The organism is Comamonas antarctica (assembly GCF_013363755.1).
Lineage (GTDB): Bacteria > Pseudomonadota > Gammaproteobacteria > Burkholderiales > Burkholderiaceae_C > Comamonas > Comamonas antarctica.
The window spans coordinates 1286477-1306634 of the sequence record NZ_CP054840.1 but is presented as its reverse complement, the minus strand read 5'-3'; the positions used below and the strand labels follow the sequence as shown (position 1 = coordinate 1306634).

Annotated in this window: 17 protein-coding genes; 13 read left to right on the top strand and 4 right to left on the bottom strand. The window is 68.2% G+C overall.

Features of this window, described 5'->3' with window-relative positions:
* Positions 1 to 2 precede the first annotated feature (2 nt).
* Positions 3 to 623, bottom strand: a complete 621-nt coding sequence (locus tag HUK68_RS06130) for a response regulator transcription factor (RefSeq protein WP_175503402.1) — start codon at positions 621 to 623, stop codon at positions 3 to 5.
* Between the two features lie 116 nt (positions 624 to 739).
* Between HUK68_RS06130 and HUK68_RS06125 the strand changes: the two genes are divergently transcribed.
* The 5 genes from HUK68_RS06125 to HUK68_RS06105 all read left to right on the top strand — a co-directional run bounded on the left by HUK68_RS06125 (position 740) and on the right by HUK68_RS06105 (position 6196).
* Positions 740 to 1912, top strand: a complete 1173-nt coding sequence (locus HUK68_RS06125; RefSeq protein ID WP_175503401.1) for a hypothetical protein — start codon at positions 740 to 742, stop codon at positions 1910 to 1912.
* 106 nt (positions 1913 to 2018) lie between these two features.
* On the top strand, positions 2019 to 2969 hold the full coding sequence (locus HUK68_RS06120; RefSeq protein ID WP_208458684.1) for a SphA family protein: 951 nt from the start codon (positions 2019 to 2021) through the stop codon (positions 2967 to 2969).
* 7 nt (positions 2970 to 2976) lie between these two features.
* Positions 2977 to 3774 carry a neuromedin U gene (locus tag HUK68_RS06115; protein ID WP_175503399.1) on the top strand — a complete coding sequence of 266 codons (798 nt, stop codon included), beginning with the start codon at positions 2977 to 2979 and terminating at the stop codon, positions 3772 to 3774.
* A 5-nt stretch (positions 3775 to 3779) separates the two neighbouring features.
* Positions 3780 to 4652, top strand: a complete 873-nt coding sequence (locus tag HUK68_RS06110; RefSeq protein WP_175503398.1) for a bile acid:sodium symporter family protein — start codon at positions 3780 to 3782, stop codon at positions 4650 to 4652.
* A gap of 2 nt (positions 4653 to 4654) precedes the next feature.
* The gene (locus tag HUK68_RS06105) at positions 4655 to 6196 is read left to right on the top strand and encodes an arylsulfatase (protein WP_175503397.1); all 1542 of its coding nucleotides are present in this window, start codon (positions 4655 to 4657) and stop codon (positions 6194 to 6196) included.
* Between the two features lie 362 nt (positions 6197 to 6558).
* Here HUK68_RS06105 and HUK68_RS06100 read toward each other — a convergent pair whose 3' ends face one another.
* Positions 6559 to 9111, bottom strand: coding sequence for an autotransporter (locus HUK68_RS06100; protein WP_175503396.1), 2553 nt, complete (start codon positions 9109 to 9111; stop codon positions 6559 to 6561).
* Between the two features lie 139 nt (positions 9112 to 9250).
* Positions 9251 to 11302 carry an MASE1 domain-containing protein gene (locus HUK68_RS06095; RefSeq protein ID WP_175503395.1) on the bottom strand — a complete coding sequence of 684 codons (2052 nt, stop codon included), beginning with the start codon at positions 11300 to 11302 and terminating at the stop codon, positions 9251 to 9253.
* A 219-nt stretch (positions 11303 to 11521) separates the two neighbouring features.
* Between HUK68_RS06095 and HUK68_RS06090 the strand changes: the two genes are divergently transcribed.
* Complete coding sequence (locus HUK68_RS06090) at positions 11522 to 12211, top strand: response regulator transcription factor (RefSeq protein ID WP_244146268.1); 690 nt, start codon at positions 11522 to 11524, stop codon at positions 12209 to 12211.
* 72 nt (positions 12212 to 12283) lie between these two features.
* Here the strand turns inward: HUK68_RS06090 and HUK68_RS06085 are convergent, their stop codons facing one another.
* Positions 12284 to 12709, bottom strand: coding sequence for an outer membrane lipoprotein (locus tag HUK68_RS06085; RefSeq protein ID WP_175503394.1), 426 nt, complete (start codon positions 12707 to 12709; stop codon positions 12284 to 12286).
* Positions 12710 to 12894: 185 nt separating this feature from the next.
* Between HUK68_RS06085 and HUK68_RS06080 the strand changes: the two genes are divergently transcribed.
* From HUK68_RS06080 to trhP, 7 genes are all read left to right on the top strand, one after another.
* Positions 12895 to 13713 carry an acid phosphatase gene (locus tag HUK68_RS06080; RefSeq protein WP_175503393.1) on the top strand — a complete coding sequence of 273 codons (819 nt, stop codon included), beginning with the start codon at positions 12895 to 12897 and terminating at the stop codon, positions 13711 to 13713.
* 17 nt (positions 13714 to 13730) lie between these two features.
* A complete protein-coding gene (gene gltS, locus HUK68_RS06075) occupies positions 13731 to 14936 on the top strand; it encodes a sodium/glutamate symporter (RefSeq protein ID WP_175503392.1) in 1206 nt (401 codons plus the stop codon).
* A 2-nt stretch (positions 14937 to 14938) separates the two neighbouring features.
* Complete coding sequence (locus tag HUK68_RS06070) at positions 14939 to 16429, top strand: TAXI family TRAP transporter solute-binding subunit (protein WP_175503391.1); 1491 nt, start codon at positions 14939 to 14941, stop codon at positions 16427 to 16429.
* A 75-nt stretch (positions 16430 to 16504) separates the two neighbouring features.
* Positions 16505 to 17185 carry a YidH family protein gene (locus HUK68_RS23155; RefSeq protein ID WP_208458683.1) on the top strand — a complete coding sequence of 227 codons (681 nt, stop codon included), beginning with the start codon at positions 16505 to 16507 and terminating at the stop codon, positions 17183 to 17185.
* A gap of 4 nt (positions 17186 to 17189) precedes the next feature.
* On the top strand, positions 17190 to 18170 hold the full coding sequence (locus HUK68_RS06060; protein WP_175503390.1) for a formylglycine-generating enzyme family protein: 981 nt from the start codon (positions 17190 to 17192) through the stop codon (positions 18168 to 18170).
* Positions 18171 to 18172: 2 nt separating this feature from the next.
* The gene (locus HUK68_RS06055; protein ID WP_175503389.1) at positions 18173 to 18514 is read left to right on the top strand and encodes a DUF1622 domain-containing protein; all 342 of its coding nucleotides are present in this window, start codon (positions 18173 to 18175) and stop codon (positions 18512 to 18514) included.
* 61 nt (positions 18515 to 18575) lie between these two features.
* Complete coding sequence (trhP, locus tag HUK68_RS06050; RefSeq protein WP_175503388.1) at positions 18576 to 19940, top strand: prephenate-dependent tRNA uridine(34) hydroxylase TrhP; 1365 nt, start codon at positions 18576 to 18578, stop codon at positions 19938 to 19940.
* The last annotated feature ends 218 nt before the right edge of the window (positions 19941 to 20158 follow it).

Here is a 20158-nt window from a genome sequence, read left to right as displayed (position 1 = left end):
TTTCAGGAGAAGCCGCCGCGGTCGCAGCGTGCCTCGATTAGCAACTTCACCATCTCCGCCAGGGAGCGCACGCCCAGGCGGTGCATCACCTGCGAACGGTCGGCCTTGATGGTGCGTTCGCTGACGCCCAGTTCCACCGCCAGCTGCTTGTTGAGCCGCCCTTGGGCAATGCCGTCGAGCACCTTGCGCTCGCGCTCGCTGAGCGCGGCAATACTGCTGCGCACGAAATCGCACAGCGCCTGGTTGGCGCGCCGGCGCTGGTCGTGCTCGACCGCGGCGCGCACGGCGGCCAGCAGCGTCTCGCCATCCACGGGCTCGGTGAGGAAGTCACGCGCGCCCGCCTGCATGGCCTGCACGGTCGAAGCCACATCGGCGTTGGCGGTGAGAAAGATGATCGGGCGCTCGTAGGCCGGATAGCGGCGCAGCGCCGCCTGGAACTTCAGGCCGTTCACGCCGGGCAGGTGCAGCGACAGCAGCAGGCAGCCGACCTCGTTGTCCGGCTCCATGACCAGATAGTCGCCGGCCACGGCATAGGTATGCACCTTGTAGCCCGCAGCCGCCAGCAGGCTGCCGGTCGCGCAGCGGGTGTGCTCGTCACTGTTGATGAGATGAACTACAGCCATGCGGCACAGTATCGGCACGCGTCTGTGGCGTTGAATTGGACGAAGGTCCCATAGGCCGCAGCAGGGGCGCGCGGCGATGCTTCAGGTCCCGGCCACAAGGCAATGAGGAGACGCGTGTGGAAGACATGGACCTGACCGAGGGGCTGTTCCAGGAGCGCTTGCCGGCGCCGCTCGATGACGGGCGCCTCGCCTCCCGGCTGGCGGCCTGGAAAGCCCATACCCCATTGCGCATCGCCGCCTTCGTCGCCGTCGCCTGGCTGCCGCTGTGCCTGCTGGCGTCCCATGAGGGCACGCTCTATGCGCCCGGCACCGCCGGCACGCTGTTGCTCGATTTCGGCGCCATCGGGCGTTACCTGGGCGCCGGTCCGCTCCTGATCGCGGGCACGGGGGTATGCATGGCGGTTCTGGGCGGCATTGCGCAGCGGCTGGGAACGCTGTGCAACGACGCCGATCCCGGCGGCCAGCATTTTGCGCAGCTGGTGGCCGCGACGCGGCGGCGCCACGCGCGGCGCTGGCCGGCCGTGGCGCTGCTGTGCATCGCCCTCTTGCTCAGCACGGTGCTCACCCATGCCCTGCCGTGGCACGAACTGCCGGCCTGGCACCGCGCGGGCGCGCAGCTGTCGCTGGCCGGCTGGTGGAACGCCTGCGTGAGCCTGCCGCTGCTGCTGATGCTGCTGCTGGGCTGGCTGTGGCGGCTCGCGCGCTGGAGCCGGTTCCTGTGGCGCGTCTCCCAGCTGCCGCTGTGCCTGGTGCCGGTGCATCCCGACCAGGCCGGTGGAATCGGCTTCGTGGGCTATTCCCTGCGCGGGTTCAGCCCGTTTGCCGCGGCCTTCGGCGCCATGATGGCCGGCGCCATCGCCAACCGTACCGTGCACGGCGGCATCCCGCTCGCCGACCACAGGATGGCCATCATCGGTGCGGTGGCCGGCATGCTGCTGCTGTGCGGCGCGCCGCTGCTGCTGTTCTCCACCCGGCTGATGCGCACCTGGTGGCGCGGGGTGCGCGACTACGCCGCGCTGGCCAGCGAGTTCGGCCGCGCGTTCGAGGCGAAATGGTTTTCCGAGGGCGCGCCGACGCGCTGCGGCGACCTGCTCGATACCGGCGATTTCTCCGCGGCCGCGGATCTCTACCAGGTGGTCGACCGGATCCACGCGCTGCGCGTCGTGCCGGTGGATCTGCTGAGCGCCGTGGCGCTCGCGGCCGCGACCCTGCTGCCCCTGGTGCCGGTCGTATTGCTGGTGATTCCCTTCGACGTGCTGCTGGCGGCGCTGGCGTCGCTGCTGCGCTGAGCACGCCGAACGCTCTATGGGACCAAGGGCCAATTTCAGCGCTTTCGGCGCGGCTGACAATTTTCCACAGGCTCAGAGGCTTTACGAAAAGGGGCGGCATATGCACTTGCGGGCGGCAATCAAAAGCATTTCGGCGGGCGCGGCCATTGCCGCTGTACTGGCAGGCCCGGCGCGCGCCGATGAAGGTGGCATCAGCTTCTGGCTGCCCGGCCAGATGGGCAGCCTGGCGGCGGTGCCGGGCGAGGCTGGCTGGTCGATGCCCGTCCTCTACGTCCACACTTCGGCCAAGGGTGGACGCGATGCGGCGTTCACGCGCGGCGGGCGTGTCGCACTGGGCCTGAAAGCGCGTGCCGACCTGGTGCTGGCCGTGCCGACCTATACCTTCGAGAAGCCGGTCTGGGGTGCGCAGGCTGCCGTGGGCATGGGCATTGGCGGCGCGCACATGAAAACCAATATCCAGGCCACCGTGACCGGCCCCGGCGGCGGCCAGGTCTCGGGCAGCGAGCACGACTCGCTCAACGGCGCTGCCGACCTCTATCCGACGGCCTCGCTGAAGTGGAACCGCGGCGTGCACAACTTCATGGCCTACACCATGGGCGGAATCCCTGTGGGCGCGTACACCGCCGGCCGGCTGGCGAATGTCGGCGTGAACCACTGGTCGCTCGACGCGGGTGGCGGCTATACCTACTTCGACAAGAAAAACGAGTTCTCGGCGGTGCTGGGCTTCACCCACAACTGGAGGAACAAGGACACCGACTACAAGAACGGCACCTCCATGCACCTGGACTGGGCAGCCTCGCATTTCGTGTCGCAGCAGGTGTTCGTGGGCGCGGTGGGCTATTTCTACCACCAGCTCACGGGCGACTCGGGCTCGGGCGCCAAGCTCGGGGAGTTCAAGTCGCAGGTCACGGCCATCGGCCCGCAGCTGGGCTACTTCTTCGATTGGGGCGGCCGCAAGATGTACCTCAATCTGAAGGCCTACAAGGAATTCGACGCGAAAAACCGTGCCGAAGGCTGGAACGCCTGGGCCACGCTGCTGGTGCCGCTGGGAAAGTGAGGCGCCAATGAAGATTCTCCCCATTGCCGCCTGCGCCCTGGCCTGCGTGGCCGCCCTGCCCGCCCGGGCCGATGAAGAGCTGCAAAAGAAGCTGGCCAACCCGGTCGCCGACATGATCTCGGTGCCTATCCAGCTCACCAGCACCCTGAAGACCGGGCCGCAGGAGCGGCCGCAGCATGTCGTGAATTTCCAGCCGGTCTACCCGGTGCGCATCAGCGAGAACTGGCGCCTGATCAACCGCGTGATCGTGCCCGTGGTCTCGAGCCCGGCGCTCACGCCCACGCAAGACCGCGTCAATGGCCTGGGCGACATCACCTATGAAGGCTTCTTCTCGCCCGTCAAGCCCGCGGGTGGAGCGATCTGGGGCGTAGGGCCGATGCTGCAGATGCGCACCGCCACCGATGAACGGCTCGGCTCGGGCAAATGGGCCGCGGGACCGTCGGCGCTGGTGCTGGCGCAGCCCGGGAAATGGTCGGTTGGCGCGCTGGTGACGCAGCTCTGGTCCTTTGCCGGCGACGAGTCGCGCGCCAAGGTGAACCAGATGCAGATCCAGCCCATCGTCAGCTACCGGCTGAGCCCGGTGCACACCGTCGGCTACCTCGGCACCATCACCGCGAACTGGGAGGAGTCGCGCTCCAGCCAGCGCTGGACGGTGCCGGTGGGCATGACCTATTCGACGCTGGTCAAGCCCGCCAAGGGCGCGCCGATCAATTTCGTCGTCGGCGCGGGCTACAACGTGGTGCGGCCCGACAACGCCGGCACCTGGTTCGTGCGCGCCCAGGCCACCTTCATCTTCGACAAGTGAGCAGCATGAATACCCTCCAGCTCATCGGACTCGCGCTGCAACTCAGCATGGCCGGCATTCTTTTGTCGGTGGCGCTGCAGGCGCGCCCCAAGGACCTGACCTGGCTACTGCATCAGCCCGGCCTGCTGGCACGCTCGCTGCTCGCGGTCTTCATCATCATGCCGCTGGCCGCCGTCGCCGTGGCGCTGGTGTTCGACCTGCCCCGGCCGCTGGAGATCGCGCTGATCGCGCTGGCGCTGTCGCCCGTGCCGCCGATCCTGCCGAAAAAGGAAATCGATTCCGGCGGCGCGCCTTCGTACACCTTCGGCCTGATGGCCGTGACTGGCATTTTCTCGCTGGTCTTCATTCCCGTGGCAGCGTGGCTGCTGTCGAACACCTTCCATCGGCCGCTGGAAGTATCCAACGCCAAGCTCGCGGAAATCGTCCTCACCTCCATCCTGCTGCCGCTGGTGCTGGGCATCGTGCTGCGCGCCCGCGCACCGAAGCTGGCCGACCGGCTGGCCAAGCCGATCAGCGTGGTCTCGAGCGTACTGCTGGTGCTGGCATTCCTGCCGGTGCTGTGGGGCGAAGGCAAGGCCATGCTGGCCTTGATGAGCGTGGGCACGCTGCTTGTGATCATCGCGCTCTACGCCTTCGGCATTGCCGCCGGCCACCTGCTGGGCGGGCCCGACGCGGGCGACCGCACCGTGCTCGCGCTCACCAACACCACGCGCCATCCGGCCATTGCCCTCGCCATCCTGCATACCGCGCCCAATCCCCGCGCGGAACTGGGCGCGGTGCTGCTGGTCTTCCTGCTCGCGTTTCTGGTGTCCATTCCCTATGCCAATTGGCGCCGCAAGGCGCTTGTCGATCGTCCGTCAACCAAGAAGGAGCTTTGAAGATGTCCAATCCAGGCAACAAGCAACCGAATATCCTCGTCATATGGGGAGATGACATCGGCCAGTCCAACCTGAGCTGCTACACCCATGGGCTGATGGGCTACCAGACGCCCAACATCGACCGCATCGCCTCCGAAGGTATGCTGTTCACCGACAGCTATGGCGAGCAGTCCTGCACCGCCGGCCGCTCGTCGTTCATCACCGGGCAGAGCGTCTACCGCACCGGGCTGTCGAAGGTCGGCATTCCCGCGGCACCGATCGGCATGTCGGAGAAGATCGTGACCATCGCCGCGCTGCTCAAGGAACAGGGCTATGCCACCGGGCAGTTCGGCAAGAACCACCTCGGCGACCTGAACCACATGCTGCCCACCAACCATGGCTTCGACGAGTTCTTCGGCAACCTCTACCACCTCAACGCCGAGGAAGAGCCCGAGATGGACGACTATCCCAAGGACCCGGCGTTCAAGGAGCGCTTCGGTCCGCGCGGCGTCATGCACTCCTGGGCCACCGACAAGGACGATCCCACCGAGATGGAACGCTGGGGCCGCGTCGGCAAGCAGAAGCTCGAGGACACCGGCCCGCTGACCAAGGCGCGCATGGAAACCTGCGATGACGAGTTCGTCGAAGCCGCAACCGACTTCATCAAGCGCCAGAACGCGGCCGGCAAGCCCTGGTTCGTGTGGCTCAACACCACCCACATGCACCTGTTCACGCACACCAAGAAATCCAGCCTGGGCCAGGCCGGGCGCTGGCAGTCGCCCTACCACGACACCATGGTGGACCATGACAAGAATGTCGGCCAGATGCTGGACCTGCTCGACGAGCTGGGCATCGCCGAGGACACGCTGGTCCAGTACTCCACCGACAACGGCCCGCACCGCAACAGCTGGCCCGATGCCGGCACGACGCCATTTCGCAGCGAAAAGAACACCAACTGGGAAGGCGCGTTCCGCGTGCCGCTGCTGCTGCGCTGGCCGAACAAGATCAAGGCGGGCTCGGTCTGCAACGAGATCATCCAGCACCACGACTGGCTGCCGACCTTTCTGAGCGCCGCGGGCGCGCCCGATGTGCCCGAGAAGCTGAAATCCGGCTACGAGGCCATCGGGCGCACTTACAAGAACCATATCGACGGATATGACTTCCTGCCTTATCTCACGGGACAGGCGAAGGAAGGGCCGCGCAAGTTCTTCTTCTATTTCAGCGACGACGGCGATGTGCTGGGCATGCGCTTCGACAACTGGAAGATCGTGTTCATGGAGCAGCGCGTGCGCGGCACCATGGCCGTATGGGCGGAACCCTTCGTGCGGCTGCGCCTGCCGAAGATGTTCAACCTGCGCACCGATCCCTACGAGTACGCGGACATCACGTCCAACACCTATTACGACTGGTTCCTGCACAACGGCTATTTCATCTTCGTGGCGCAGGCGGCGGCGGCCAAGTTTGCCGAGACCTTCAAGGAATTCCCGGCGATACAAAAGCCCAACAGCTTCACCATTGACGACGCGATGGCGAAGATGAGCGAAGCCGCGACGGCCTCCGACTGACCTCCCTCCGAGAGATCCTTGCGGGCTTGCTGCCGGGCAGAAATGCCGGGCCGCAAGCCCGCGGTGCGTCTGGGCGGTCCCGCAGCGCTGGGCCTTGCGTCGATAGCCCAGGCATCGGTTCGCGCCAGGCCTGCAGATCAAGCCTGCAGTAGGAGCCGGGCGCGAGATTGCGCGCGCAAGGCCGGCAAGCAATCGCTGGCAGCAGTGGCCTGGCTCCAGCCACGGCGCGACCCGGTCCCTGATCCGTCCGCCTGCAGCCTCATCGGTCCGCAAGGTCCGCAGGCCAAAAAAAAGCCGGGAGCAAGGCTCCCGGCTTGTCGATTCGAACGGTTTGAGGCGCGTGTATTGCGCCCCCCAGACGCTTAGCGCCGCAGGCGCCCCCCGCCCATGCGGCCGCCAAAACCGCCGCCAAAGCCCCGGCCGCCAAACTGCTGCTGCAGGTTGGCATGCGACTGCATCAACCCCTGGCTGCGGGTCGCGCCGTTGAAACGCGCACCGCGCTCGCGGTCGAGGTTCTGGAACTGGCCCTGCGCCGGCGCGGTGCGCTGCGCGCCGCCCAGGCCGCCGGTGGCATTGCGCGTCGCCTGGCCCTGGGCCGAGCCCAGCACCGGCTGCCAGCCGCCGCCGCTCGTATGCTGCTCCCAGCCCGCATCGGTGTGGCGATAGACATCGCCGTTGCGGCCCGCATAGACATCGTCGCCGATATGGCCTACTGCGCCCTGGTCGCCGCGGATGCCGCCGAAACGCGTCACCTGGCCGGTGCTGGCGTTGTAGGCCGCGCCGCGGTTGGCGTTCACCTGGTTGCCGGTGTAGGGGTTGCCCGCCACCACGCGGTTGCCGCCAATGGCGCTGCCGCCCGGGCCGGTGGCGACACCGCGCTCGCCGGCGACGAAGTTGCCGGTATAGGCGTTTTGCACCACGCCGCGCTGGCCCGCGGCCGCGACCCCGGTGCGCGAGTTGTACGCGGTGCCCACGCGCTGGGCCCAGGCATTGCCGGTCCAGGCGTCATAGCCGCCACCCACGCGCGACACCGTGGCGACGTTGCTCCAGTTGCGGTAGATGTTGCCGGAGTAGCCTGCCCAGCCGCCAGGCCCCCATGCCGCTGCCCCTCCCGCCGGGCCCACGGCCGAGCCCCATGCCGGATACCAGGGATAGGTATCCGGGCCCCAGGCCCAGCCCCAGCCCCACGGGCCCCACCAGGGGTACGGCCCCCAGCCCCAGCCGGCCGCGCTCATCGCCGCGCCCCAGGCCCAGCCAAAGCCGAACGACACCGCCCAGCCGGTCCATGGCGTATAGGCCACGGAGGCGCCAAAGCCATAGGTCACGGGCTGGCCGACCCAGACCGTGCCCACCCAGGGGTCGTAGACATAGCCCGTGCCGTAGACCACGGTGCCCGTGACCGGGTCGATATAGGTGCCCTGGTAGCCCGGCGTGTAGCCGACATGGACGATGTCGCCGTCCACGTCGTAGATGCGCGCAAACGTGACGTAGTACAGCGGCGAGTCGGGCGGAATCGCGTAGATTTCCGCGGGCACGCTGCGCGCCGCGCGCCACGGCCCGCGCGGCGAGGACGCCTGGAACCAGACACCGTTTTCCACCGCGAGGTAGCCCGCGCTGCCCGCGAACACGATAGGAGTGGCACTGTTGCTCACGTACTGCAGCGAGGTCGGAGGAATCGGGCGCAGCACCGGGTCGCCATCGAAGCGCGGCGCCGTCATGTGCGCGCCGCTGGCGCTCACCGAGGCCGTCTGAGGCACGCCCGCGGCAATCGCCGCCTCGCGTGCCTGCGCCGTGCCCGCCACCGCGGCCAGCACGTTCTCCTTGGGACTGTCGTCGGGAATCTGCGCGAAGTCGGGCGGCAAGGCATTCGCGGCGACATAGCTCCAGGGCCCGCTCAGGCTGGCGGCACGGTACCAGCGGCCCGACAGCAGCACATAGACGGTGTTGTCGCCCTCGTGGCGGAACAGGTTGCCGGTGGTGTTCTCCGCATATTGCAGGCGCGTGCCAGGCACCGCCACGTAGCGCGGCGCGCCTTCTAGCACAACCAGCTCGGTGGGCCGGGTCGCGACGAAGATCTGCGGCACGGTTCTGGCCAGCGATGGCACCTGCTGGCCCGGCTGGGTGCGGCCCGACAGCGGGTCGACCAGGCGGTCCGCCGTGGCGTTCTTCAGCGCCAGCGCCAGCTCGGGCGTCTCGGGCACCACGCCCCAGGGGCCGGCCAGCGTGGCCGCGCCCATCCAGCCATCGAACAGGCGCAGATAGAAACGCTGGCCCGAATCGCGCAGCAGCAGCACGCGGGTGTTGACCACGCGCTCGAGTTGCGTGCCGCGCAGCGGCCGCAGCACCGGCTCGCCGTCGAGCGGCACGAGGATCGCGGGGGTCTCGCTGAAAAGGATTTGCGGCGGGTCGTTGCGCAGCCGCGTGTGCGCCGCGAGCCCGGTCTCCTGCGTCACGGCCAGCGAGGCCTCGAGCCGGTCCAGCGGCACGACGCGCGCGCGCGCGCCGACCTGGCTGGTCAGCAGCCGCGACAGGCGCGCCTTTTCCGCAGGCGCGGCGGCGGGGAAGTCGATGCCGTCGAGCTTGAGCTGGTCGAGCGTGACCGTGCGCCGGCCCTTGTCCACGAGCGTGCGGGCCTGGACATCGGCGACGCCGTAGTAGCTGCGCGGGGACTTGTCGCCGACCTCGGCGCGGACCGCCACGCGGCCCAGCAGCCGCCAGCCGTCCCAATGCTCGACCTGCAGCGGATAGACCGTGAGCGCGGTCGTGCCGGAGCGCAAGGTGCGCGGCCAGTCGGCCTCGGTGGCCGTGCGCGGCGGCGCGGCGCCGGCCCCGGCCACTGCCTGCGCTTGGGCCAGCGGCGCGATCAGCGCCAGCAGCCATAGCGCCATGAGACTTAGAAAGCGCGAAAGTGCCATGCTTTTTCTCCTGGAATCGAGCTGAGTTGAAGCCAGTAAATCATGGGAGTTCGCGCCCCGCCTTGGCACGAGGGGCAGCCGCGCTGCCCCTTACCCTGGGTTTCCGCGGCAATGATTCGCGCGATGCGTGCGCCCGCTACTACGCCTGTGGCAGCTCCAGCCAGAAACTCGTGCCATGCGGCGCCAGCGGCTGCAGCCGCAGCGAGCCGCCATGCGCCTGGGCAATCTTCTGGCAGATGGGCAGACACAGGCCCAGGCCGCTTTTCTTGGTGGTGAAGAACGGCTCGAAGAGGCGCGCGCGGTGCTCGGCCTTGATGCCCGGTCCCGTGTCGCATACCTGCAGATGCACGCCGCCGCGTTCGCCAGCCTGCGAGATCACGGTCAGGCAGCGTGGCGTGTCGTTGTGCTGCATGGCGTCGCAGGCATTGGACATCAGGTTGAGCACCAGCTGCTGCAACTGCACACCGTCGCCGCGCACCGGCGGCAGGTCCGGCGCGAGCTTCAGCGCAATCTGCACGTCGCGCCGCAGCAACTCGCCACGCATGAAATGCGCCACGTCCTGCACCAGCTGATTCAGGTCCAGCAGCGCGGTTTCGGCGTTGCCCTTCTTCACCATGCGCCGCAGGTACTGGATCAACACCATCGCGCGCTTGTCCGCTTCGACGATGTCCTCGAGGATCGAACGGATGGCGGGGGTGCATCCCGGCTGTTGCTCGACGAAGCGCTGGGCAGCCTGCGCGCTGCTCAGGATCGCGGTCAAGGGCTGGCTGATCTCATGCGCCAGCGTGGTCGAGAATTCGGTCAGCGAAGCCACGCGCGCGGCATGCGTCAATTGCTGTCGCTGCTCTTGCGCATCGAGTTCTGCCTGGCGCTGGGGCGTGATATCGCGCACCACGAAGAACATGCACTCGAGGTCCGGCAGCATGACCGGCGACAGGGTGATCAGCGCGTTGTGCACCTGGCCGCTGACATCGCGCACCACCATCTCCACATCGCGCACCTCCACGCCCTCGGCCAGCATCGCTGCCAGCCGGGCTGCATCCGCTGCATCGAGGTAGGGCGCCAGCGGCGCAAGGCGCGCCGGCGCTGCGCCCCGGCGTTCGTGGGGCAGCAATACGCGCCAGCTGCGGTTGGCCTCGAGCACCACGCCGGTGTCGGCATTGGCGATGGCAATGGCATCGGCGCTGGCATGCACGGCACGCGAAAACAGCTCGCGCGAGGCCGACAGCCGGCGACCGTATTGGCGCCGCTCCTCGACCAATGCCGCCAGCAGCATCTGCGACACCGCCAGGCTGATCAGGAACAGCTGCAACGCCATTTCCTCGCTGCGCTCCAGCGCGGTAGGGAACGGCCCGCGCCCCTGTGTGCTGCCCCAGACCATCAAGACCGACACAGCCGCGAAAGTCAGGCTGGCCATTCCAGGGCCAAAGCGCACCGCGGCCCAGATCAGCAGCGGCACCGGCAGATACCACAGGCTTTGCGTGCTGGACACCTGCGGTATCCAACCCAGGCCGAAAGCTGCGACGCCCAGCATGGCCAGCAGCAGCAACAGCGCACCCGCCTCGCCCATCCGCCAGCGGCTTGCCTGCCGCAATCCACGCGACGCATCCCACCAGGCGACGATCACGGTGGTGAAAGTGAGCGTCGCGAGCATATTGGAGAGCATGCGCGCATGCCAGATCTCGACCGGATCCAGTTCCACGCCGGCCAGCCGCAGGAACATTGCGGCGAAGTAGGACGAGAGAACCGATCCCACGCTGGCCGCACCCAGGAAGGTCACGACGGCGCGCACCGAGTTCAAGCGCACGCGCCCGCCCGCGCTCCAGCGCGCCAGCGCCGCGCCGGTTACCGCTTCGATCACATTGCTGACCAGCCAGACCAGCGCCACCGAGAGCGGCATGCCCCACTGCAATTGCGCCAGCAGATGGGCGGGCACGATGGTCGCAACCAGCAACCACCACCAGCGCGAAGGCGTGACGAGCAAGGCGCCCAGCAGCAGCGCGTTGGAAGGCCACAACAGGGACACCGGGTAGGTGCGGGCGCTGAACGTCATGCCCAGCTTGGCACCGAGAAAGTAGGCAAGGCCGAGCGCCACTGCGGCCGCCAGGGCACGCGGATCCCTGAGGCCGGCTGCGGGCGCGTCCTTCAGGGGAATATGCGCGGACAGTTGCGAACTGACGTTGATTGGCATGGAACAAATAGTCGAGCCTCGGGTTATCCCGACGCATCGCCCTTTGGTCCCATATCGCCACTACTTAGTAAAAAGTCATCAAATCTTAAAGAAGGAAACATTTGTTACCAAACATGAGCCAGACAGGTTAAATCACTGGATCCTTTTACACTTATTTCAGCCGACAGAAAACCAATTGAGTCTCAACCGCATTCCAAAACTTGCCTATTGGAGGTAACCATGCAGACTGATGATTTGGCGTCGTACAAGACCTTTGGCATGGGAGGGGTGGTCGGGCAGCCGCATGTCTACCTGATCGACGATGACAGCGCTGTCCGAAAAGCCATCGGGTGGCTGCTGCGCTCGGCGATGTTCCGGGTGCTGGAATTCAACAGCGCCGAGGATTTCCTGCGCGATGCCGATCCGGACGGCCAGGGATGCATCGTCCTCGACGTGTGCATGCCCGGTCTGGGGGGACTCGATCTGCAGCAACAGTTGACAGCACGTGCCCGGTCCATGCCGGTGGTGTTTCTCTCCGGTACGGCCAGCGTATCGACCTGCGCCGCGGCAATGAAATTCGGGGCCTGCGACTTCCTTACCAAACCAGTGGACGAGGCGCTGCTGTTCTCGGCTGTCGAGCGGGCCTTCGCGCGCGACCAGTCCCAGCGCGAGGAGCGTTCGCGCAGCGCGGTGACCGATTCGCGCCTGGCCACGCTCACGCCGCGCGAGCGCGAAGTCCTTGGCCATGTCATGTCGGGCCGGCTGAACAAGCAGATTGCCGCCGAACTGGGCACGGCCGAGAAGACCGTCAAGGTGCACCGCGCCCGCGCCATGGAAAAGATGCAGGTGGACTCGGTGGCGGAACTCGTGCGCACGGTATTGCGCGCGCACCCGCAATGGTCGTTCGCGCCCCATGGCACGCCGCACTGAGCGTCCGGCGCCGACGCTGGCGCTGCGGGGGGCGTGCGGGTACATGGGTTGCTCCTGACGGGCTGAACGCCTTCAGTAGCGCATCACGCGGGCGTCCTGGCCCACGCCTTCGACGCGCGCCCGGTCGCCCACCGCCAGCGCGGAGTTCACCGGCTGGGTGATCCCGACGGAGACGCCGTTGTCCAGCAGCACCAGCACATGCTGGCCCGGACGCGGGCTGGCATAGTGGTTCTGGACCTTGTTGCCGCCATACGCGCCCAGCAGCGAGCCGGCCACGGTGGCCACGTCGCGGCCGGTGCCATTGCCGATCTGATAGCCCAGCACGCCCCCAGCCACGGCGCCGATGATGGCACCCAGGCCCAGCTGGTGGTCGCCATCGATGGTCACGGCCTCGATGCGCGTGACCTTGCCCAGGCGCACCTCGGTTTCGCCCTGCTGGGGCGTGGAGCAGGCAGCCAGCAGCGCCATCAAGGCGATAGAGAGCCACGCACGAATCATAGAACCTCCAGTAATGATGTGATCGCGGCTGGATCTTCCGCGCGGCGCGCGGCGTTGGCATTGGCCCACGGTTCGTAGCGCGTTGCCCCAAGGTGCCATTCTGGAAGCGGCCGCAACCTGTAATGCTGGCTCCTGTCTATCCCGGATGAGGCCATCATCCCTGGCCGCCGCCCCAAGGAGCTCAGATGAAAACATTGCTTGCCATCGTCGCGCTGACCGTTGCCGGCTGCGCCCATGTCCCCGACCCGGCGCAGCCCGCGCAGCCGGCCAAGGTCCCGGAAATCCTGCCCGGATTCCTGCAGGGCTACCTGTCCAAGGAGGCGCTGCCCAACAGCCTGGCGCTGATCCCACCGCCGCCGGCACCGGGCTCGGGCGCGTTTGCGTTCGACGAGGAGATCATGCGCAAGAGCCTGGCGCTGCACGGCACGCCGCGCTGGACGCAAGCCACGCTGGACGCCGACCTGCGCTTTCCGCATGCCGCCGACACCTTCTCCTGCGTGCTGGGTGTATCCGTGACCCAGGCCCGCACTCCCTACCTGTACCAGTTGCTGCGCCGCACCATGACCGACGCGGGGCTGGCCACCTACTCGGCCAAGGACCACTACCAGCGCACCCGGCCATTCGTCGCCAACCAGGCGCCGATCTGCACGCCGCAGGAACAGGCCTTCCTGGCCAAGGACGGCTCCTATCCCTCGGGCCACACCGCCATCGGCTGGGCCTGGGCAATGGTGCTGATCGAGATCGCGCCCGCGCGCACCGATGCCATTGCCGCGCGCGGCCGCGCGTTTGGCGAAAACCGCAATATCTGCAACGTCCACTGGCGCAGCGATGTGCTCGAGGGCCGCTTCGTCGCCGCCGCCACCGTGGCGCGCCTGCAGTCGGAGCCGGCCTTCCGCAGCGATCTCGCGGCCGCAAAGAAGGAGCTGGCCGCGGCGCAGGCCAGCGGCGCCAAGCCCACGCGCGACTGCCGCGCCGAAGCAGCCGCGCTGGCCCAGCCGCTCTGAAGCGCCGCGACAGACCCATGGACGCTTTCGCCCTGACGCCGCTGCAATCGCTGTTTGCCGCCGTGGCCTGCCTGCTGGTCGGCGCGGGCGTCACGCGGCGCGTGGGCTTTCTCGCGCGCTACAACATTCCCGAGCCCGTGACGGGCGGCCTGCTGTTCGCGGCCGTCGCCTCGGCGGCGGCGCTGCTGGGCAGCAGCGGGCAGGCGCCGGTGGCGCTCGACACGACGCTCAAGCCGACCCTGCTGCTGATGTTCTTTGCCGGCGTCGGCATGGGCGCCGACCTGCGGCTGCTGCGCCAGGGCGGCAAGGCGCTGGGCCGCTTCGTGCTGGTGCTGTTTCCCTTCATCGTGCTGCAAAACGGCGTCGGGCTCGCAATGGCCACGCTGCTGGACCTGCATCCGCTGTACGGCGTCATCGTCGGCTCGATCACGCTGGTCGGCGGCCATGGCACGGGCGCGGCCTATGCCGAGCGCTTTGCCGAGGTCAACAACCTGCAGTCGGTGATGGAGCTTTCCATGACCTCGGCCACCGTGGGCCTCATCCTGGGCGGCATCGTCGCGGGACCGGTCGCGCAGTTCCTCATCAGGCGCCACCGGCTCGGGCTGGACCAGGCCGAGGCGCAGGCCGCCGGGCCGCAGGCCGAAGCGCGCGCGGTGTCGGCGCTGGGCGTGGCGGGCGCGCTGGCCGGCATTCTCGGCGCGGTCATCCTGGGCCAGTGGCTGGCGCAGCAAATGCAGGATCTGCCGATGACCGTGCCCGGTTTCCTGTGGTGCATGCTGGTAGGCGTGGCCGTGCGCAACCTGGCGCCGCTGGTGGGGCTGCACTTCGACGACCGAGCCACCGAGCTGATCTCGGGCCTGTGCCTGGCGCTGTTCCTGGTGATGACGATGATGGCGCTGAACCTGGTCGAGGTCGCGCGCACGGCCGGGCCGCTGCTGGCCATCCTGGCGGCGCATACGATCATCATCGCGCTCTACGCGGTTTTCGTCTGTTTTCGCGTCATGGGCCGCGACTACGAGGCTGCCGTGACCTCGGCCGCCTTCATCGGCTTCAATCTGGGCTCGACCGCGACGGCCATCGCGAACATGCAGGCGATCGCGGCCAAGCATGGTCCGGCGCCGCGCGCGTTCCTGATCGTGCCGCTGGCCGGCGCCTTCCTGGTGGACCTGATGAACGCCGTGATACTGACCGGTTTCCTCTCGCTGGACTTGCTGGGGCAGTGACGATGGCGCTGCGCATCGGCCCGACTGCTGCCCTGCTGCTGGCGCTGCTGCTCGCGGCCTGCGCACGCGGCCCCGACACGCGAGCGCTCGAGGCCGACGTGCGGCAGCGCCTGGACGCGGCGCTGCCTGCGGGAACGCTCCAGCTGCAGGCGCTGCAGCGCCGCGGCTCGCAGGACGACGCCAAGGCACCGCCGGGCGAGACCCGGCGCGTGGTTTATTTCGATGCCGACCTGCAACTGGCGCGCGACTACGACTTCGGCGCCTGGGATGCGGCCGGCGTCGCCGGGCTGGTGAGCGCGCTGGGCACGGGGCCCAAGGGGCTGACCGGCATCCGCAGCGGTGGCAACCAGGCCGGCGATGTGCTGCGCGCCCATGGCTCGGCGCTGTACCGGCGCGCAGGCGAGGGCTGGGAAGCGGTGGCGCCGCAGGGCTTTAGCGCGCCGGGCGCCCCAGGCTTCGCGGCAGAAGCGCCCCGCCCGCCCGAGGAGCGGCTGCTCGAGGCCATGCGCAGCGTGGTCGCCAACGCGCCGCCCGAAACCTCGCCGGCCACGCGCGAGGCCATCGTGCAGGAACTGGAGAACGCGCACGCGGCCCTGCGCGCGCGTCTGGCGCGTGTCGCGCGCGGCTACGCCATTGCCGCGGGTCCGGCCAGCGGCCAATACCTGCGCTTTGCCCAGGCGTTGGGCCAGGGCAGCCAGCGCACCGAGGCCCTGGTCACCGCGGGCGGCGAGGAAAACATCCGGCTGGTGCGCGAAGGCCGTGCGCCGCTGGGCCTGGCACAGGGCGACTCGGCTTGGTGGGCCTTCCGCGGCGAAGGCCCGTTTGCCCAGGAAGGTGCGTGGACCACGCTGCGCGCCATTGGCAGCCTCTACCCCGAGGCCGTGCATGTGCTGGTGCGGCGCGAGGCGGGCCTGCGCTCGGTCGCCGACCTGGCCGGCAAGCGCGTGGCCGTGGGCCAGCCCGGCGCCGCGTCGCGCACCACGGCGCTGGCCGTGCTGCAAGCCCATGGCGTGGACGAGTCCCGGCTGTCGGCGGTGCTGGACCTGGCGCCCGACGCCGCGCTGCGCGCCTTGCGCGACGGCGCAGCCGATGCGCTGGTGCAGGTCATCGGCTTTCCTGCCGACAGCATCCGCGGCGCGGTGGCGGAACTGGGCTTGCAGCTGCTGCCACTGGAGGCGCGCGTGGTGCGCGATCTCGCGGCGCGCAATCCCGCCTGGTACCCGCTGGCCTTGCCTGCAGGCACCTACGCGGGGCAGTCCGCCGAGTTGCAGACGCTGGCCACCTCGGCGGTGCTGCTGGCCGCCGGCGACCTGACCGACGCCGAGGTCGCGGCCATCACGCGCTGGGTCTACGCGCCGGGCAGCGACCTGGTGGTGCGCGGCAGCGTGCAGGGTGCGCAGATCTCCGCCGCCCAGGCGCGCCAGGGCCTGGCCGTGCCGCAGCATGCCGCCGCGGCGCGGGTGCTCGAATCGCTCGCGACGCCTGCGCGCTGACGGCGTCAACTGCCCTGCACAGCGATGGGACCAAGGTCCAATGCTCCACCCGGGCGCGCTGATTATCTTTGTGCCATGACCTCGAACCAAGACCCGACGCCGCCCACCGATCCGACGCCGCCGGCAGGTCCGGACAAGCCGCCGCCAACCCAGATCCCGCAGGTCGACGCGTCCGATCCGGACAGTGCGTCGCTGCAGTACTCGCAGTTCCGCACCGGCCTGTCGGCCAAGCGCACCGACATGTCCACCGAACGCACCGGCATGTCCAGGGAGCGCACCGACATGTCCAAGGAGCGCACCGCGATGTCGACGGAGCGCACCGACATGTCGACGGCGCGCACGGACATGTCCAAGCGGCGCACCGGCATGTCGTTCCAGCGCACGCGCATGAGCGCCGACCGCACGCTGATGTCGGTGATCCGCACCTCGCTGTCGCTGATCAGCTTTGGTTTCACCATCGTCCAGGCGTTCGAGAAGCTGGCCATCAACAAACTGCTCCACGACTCGCATGCGACTCGCAACTTCGGCGTATCGCTGGTGTGCCTGGGCATCATCATGCTGGCGATCGGCATCCTCTACCACCTGCGCTTCATGCAGGGCCTGCGCCACACGCGCGAAGAAATGACCGAGAACGGCCTGATCCACGGCGAAAGCGTGTTTCCGACCTCCTTCACGCTGGTGACCGCAATCATCCTGCTGGGCATCGGCGTGGTCGCCGTGCTGAGCATCGTGTTGAACATCGGACCCTTTGGATAGACACATGGACGACGTCGTCAAAACCGCGCGGCCCGCCGCGACCCGGCCCGGCAACCTGGTGTGGGTGCCCGGCGGCCTGTTCCGCATGGGCTCCGATGACCACTACCCCGAGGAAGCTCCGGCCCACTTCGCGCGTGTGGAAGGGTTCTGGATGCAGCGCACGCCCGTGACCAACCGCGAGTTCCGGCGCTTTGTCGAGGCCACGGGCTATGTCACCTTTGCCGAGAAGGCGCCCGACCCGGCGTCCTATCCGGGCGCGCTGCCGCACATGCTGCGCGCCGGCTCGATGGTGTTCTCGCCCCCCGACCATCCCGTGGACCTGCGCGATTACAGCCAGTGGTGGAATTTCCGCTTCGATGCGCAATGGCGCCGTCCGCAAGGTCCGCGCAGCTCGATTGGCGGGCTGGACGACCACCCGGTCGTGCATGTCGCCTACTGCGATGTGCTGGCTTACGCCGAATGGGCCGGGCTGGCGCTGCCGACCGAAGCCGAGTGGGAATTCGCCGCGCGCGGCGGCCTGAGCGGCGCCGAATACGCCTGGGGCGACGAACTCACGCCCGGCGGCCGCCACATGGCCAACACCTGGCAGGGTGCGTTTCCGCATGAGAACCAGCGCGGCGACGGCTACGACCGCACCTCGCCGGTCAACGCGTTTCCCGCCAACGGCTGGGGGCTGCTCGACATGATTGGCAATGTCTGGGAGTGGACCGCCGACTGGTACGCGCCGCGGCACGAGGACCAGGGCGCGCGCCCCTGCTGCGCGCCGCGCGACCCGCGCGGCGCGCGCGAGGAGGCCAGCTATGCCGGCGGCGACGGCGTGCCGATTCCGCGCAAGGTGCTCAAGGGCGGCTCGCACCTGTGCGCGCCGAGCTACTGCCGGCGCTACCGCCCGGCGGCGCGCCACGCCCAGCCCATCGACACCTCCACCAGCCATGTCGGCTTCCGCTGCGTGCTGCGCGGCCCCGGGCCACAGGACGGAGACTGAGCATGCGCGAATGGTTCGTGCTGATCAGCGAGGGCGCGGTGCTGTTGATCGACAGCATCGCGATGGCGGTCATCGTATTGGCCACGCTGCAGGCCTGCGGCGCCTGCCTGCGCGCGCTCGGCCACCCGCCTTCCGGCCACGAGCGCCGCGCCATCTGGCTGCGCTATGCGCGCTGGCTGGTCGCGGGGCTCACCTTTCAGCTCGCGGCCGACATCATCGAGACCTCGACCACCGACGGCTGGGATGCCATCGCACGCATGGCCGCGGTGGCCGCCATCCGCACCGCGCTGAACTGGTTCCTGGACCGGGACCTGAGCGACGTGCGCGAACGCGATCTCGCTTGACGCGGCGCCGAAAACAGGGGCTGGCGCCACCCGGTTTCTGACAATCGGGGACAATTGCGCCATGCCCCTCAAAGCCCCCGAACTACTGCTGCCCGCCGGCTCGCTTGACAAGATGCGCGCCGCCTACGACTTTGGCGCCGACGCCATCTACGCGGGCCAGCCCCGCTACTCGCTGCGCGCGCGCAACAACGAGTTCCGCCTCGAGCAGATCGGCCAGGGCATTGCCGAAGCCCATGCGCGCGGCAAGAAATTCTTCGTCACCAGCAACCTGCTGCCGCACAACGACAAGGTGCGCACCTATCTGCGCGACATGGAACCCGTCATCGCGTTCAAGCCCGACGCGCTGATCATGGCCGATCCCGGCCTGATGATGATGGTGCGCGAGAAGTGGCCCGAGGTGCCGATCCACATCTCGGTGCAGGCCAACACCGTCAACTATGCGGCCGTCAAGTTCTGGCAGCGCATGGGCATTGCGCGCATCATCCTGTCGCGCGAACTGAGCCTCGACGAGATCGAGAAGATCCGCCAGGAATGCCCGGACATGGAACTCGAGGTGTTCGTGCACGGCGCGCTGTGCATCGCCTACTCGGGCCGCTGCCTGCTGTCGGGCTACTTCAACCGCCGCGACCCCAACCAGGGCACCTGCACCAATGCCTGCCGCTGGAACTACGCGACGCAGGAAACGGCCGTGGACCCGAACACCGGCGAAGCCATCCCGCTGAAGATGGAAGGCGACTTCGACTTCGCCAAGGCCCAGCAGGAAGAGGAAACCAGCTTCTCGGCCTGCAACAACACGCCGCGCCACCCCAAGGCCGACCAGGTCTACCTGCTCGAAGAGCAAGGCCGCCCCGGCGAGCTGATGCCCATCATGGAAGATGAGCACGGCACCTACATCATGAACAGCAAGGACCTGCGCGCCGTCGAGCACATCGACCGGCTCACGAAGATCGGCGTCGATTCGCTCAAGATCGAAGGCCGCACCAAGTCGCTGTACTACGTCGCGCGCACCGCCCAGACCTACCGCCGCGCGATTGACGATGCCGTCGCGGGCCGCCCGTTCAACCCGCACCTGATCACCGAACTCGAGGGCCTGGCCAACCGCGGCTATACCAGCGGTTTCCTCGAGCGCCGTCCGTCGCAGGACTACCAGAACTACGAGACCGGCCACTCGCTGCTGCAGCGCAGCCACTTCGTCGGCGAAGTGCGCGGCTGGGCCGACGGCCTTGCCGAGATCGAGACCAAGAACCGCTTCGCGGTCGGCGACACGCTGGAAATCATCCATCCGAGCGGCAACCGCCAGGTCAAGCTCGAGCAGATGTTCAACCTCGACGGCGACGCCGTGGCCGTGGCCCAGGGCAACCCGATCCGCGTGCGCATTCCGCTCGAAGGCCCGGTGGACGGTGCGCTGATCGCGCGTCTGCTCTAACACGCCCCGCTTCTTCGGTCGAAGGGTGAAGAACCACCCCGTTCGCCCTGAGCTTGACGAAGGGTGAAGAACCACCCCGTTCGCCCTGAGCTTGACGAAGGGTGAACGCCTAGGCCAGTGTTGACTGGCCTGATCACACAGCGACACCGCCACAGCGCTGCCCCTTCCGGGTGGCTCCCATTCTTCCCCCCAGGCGCGTTGCCGTCGGCCATCGCCTC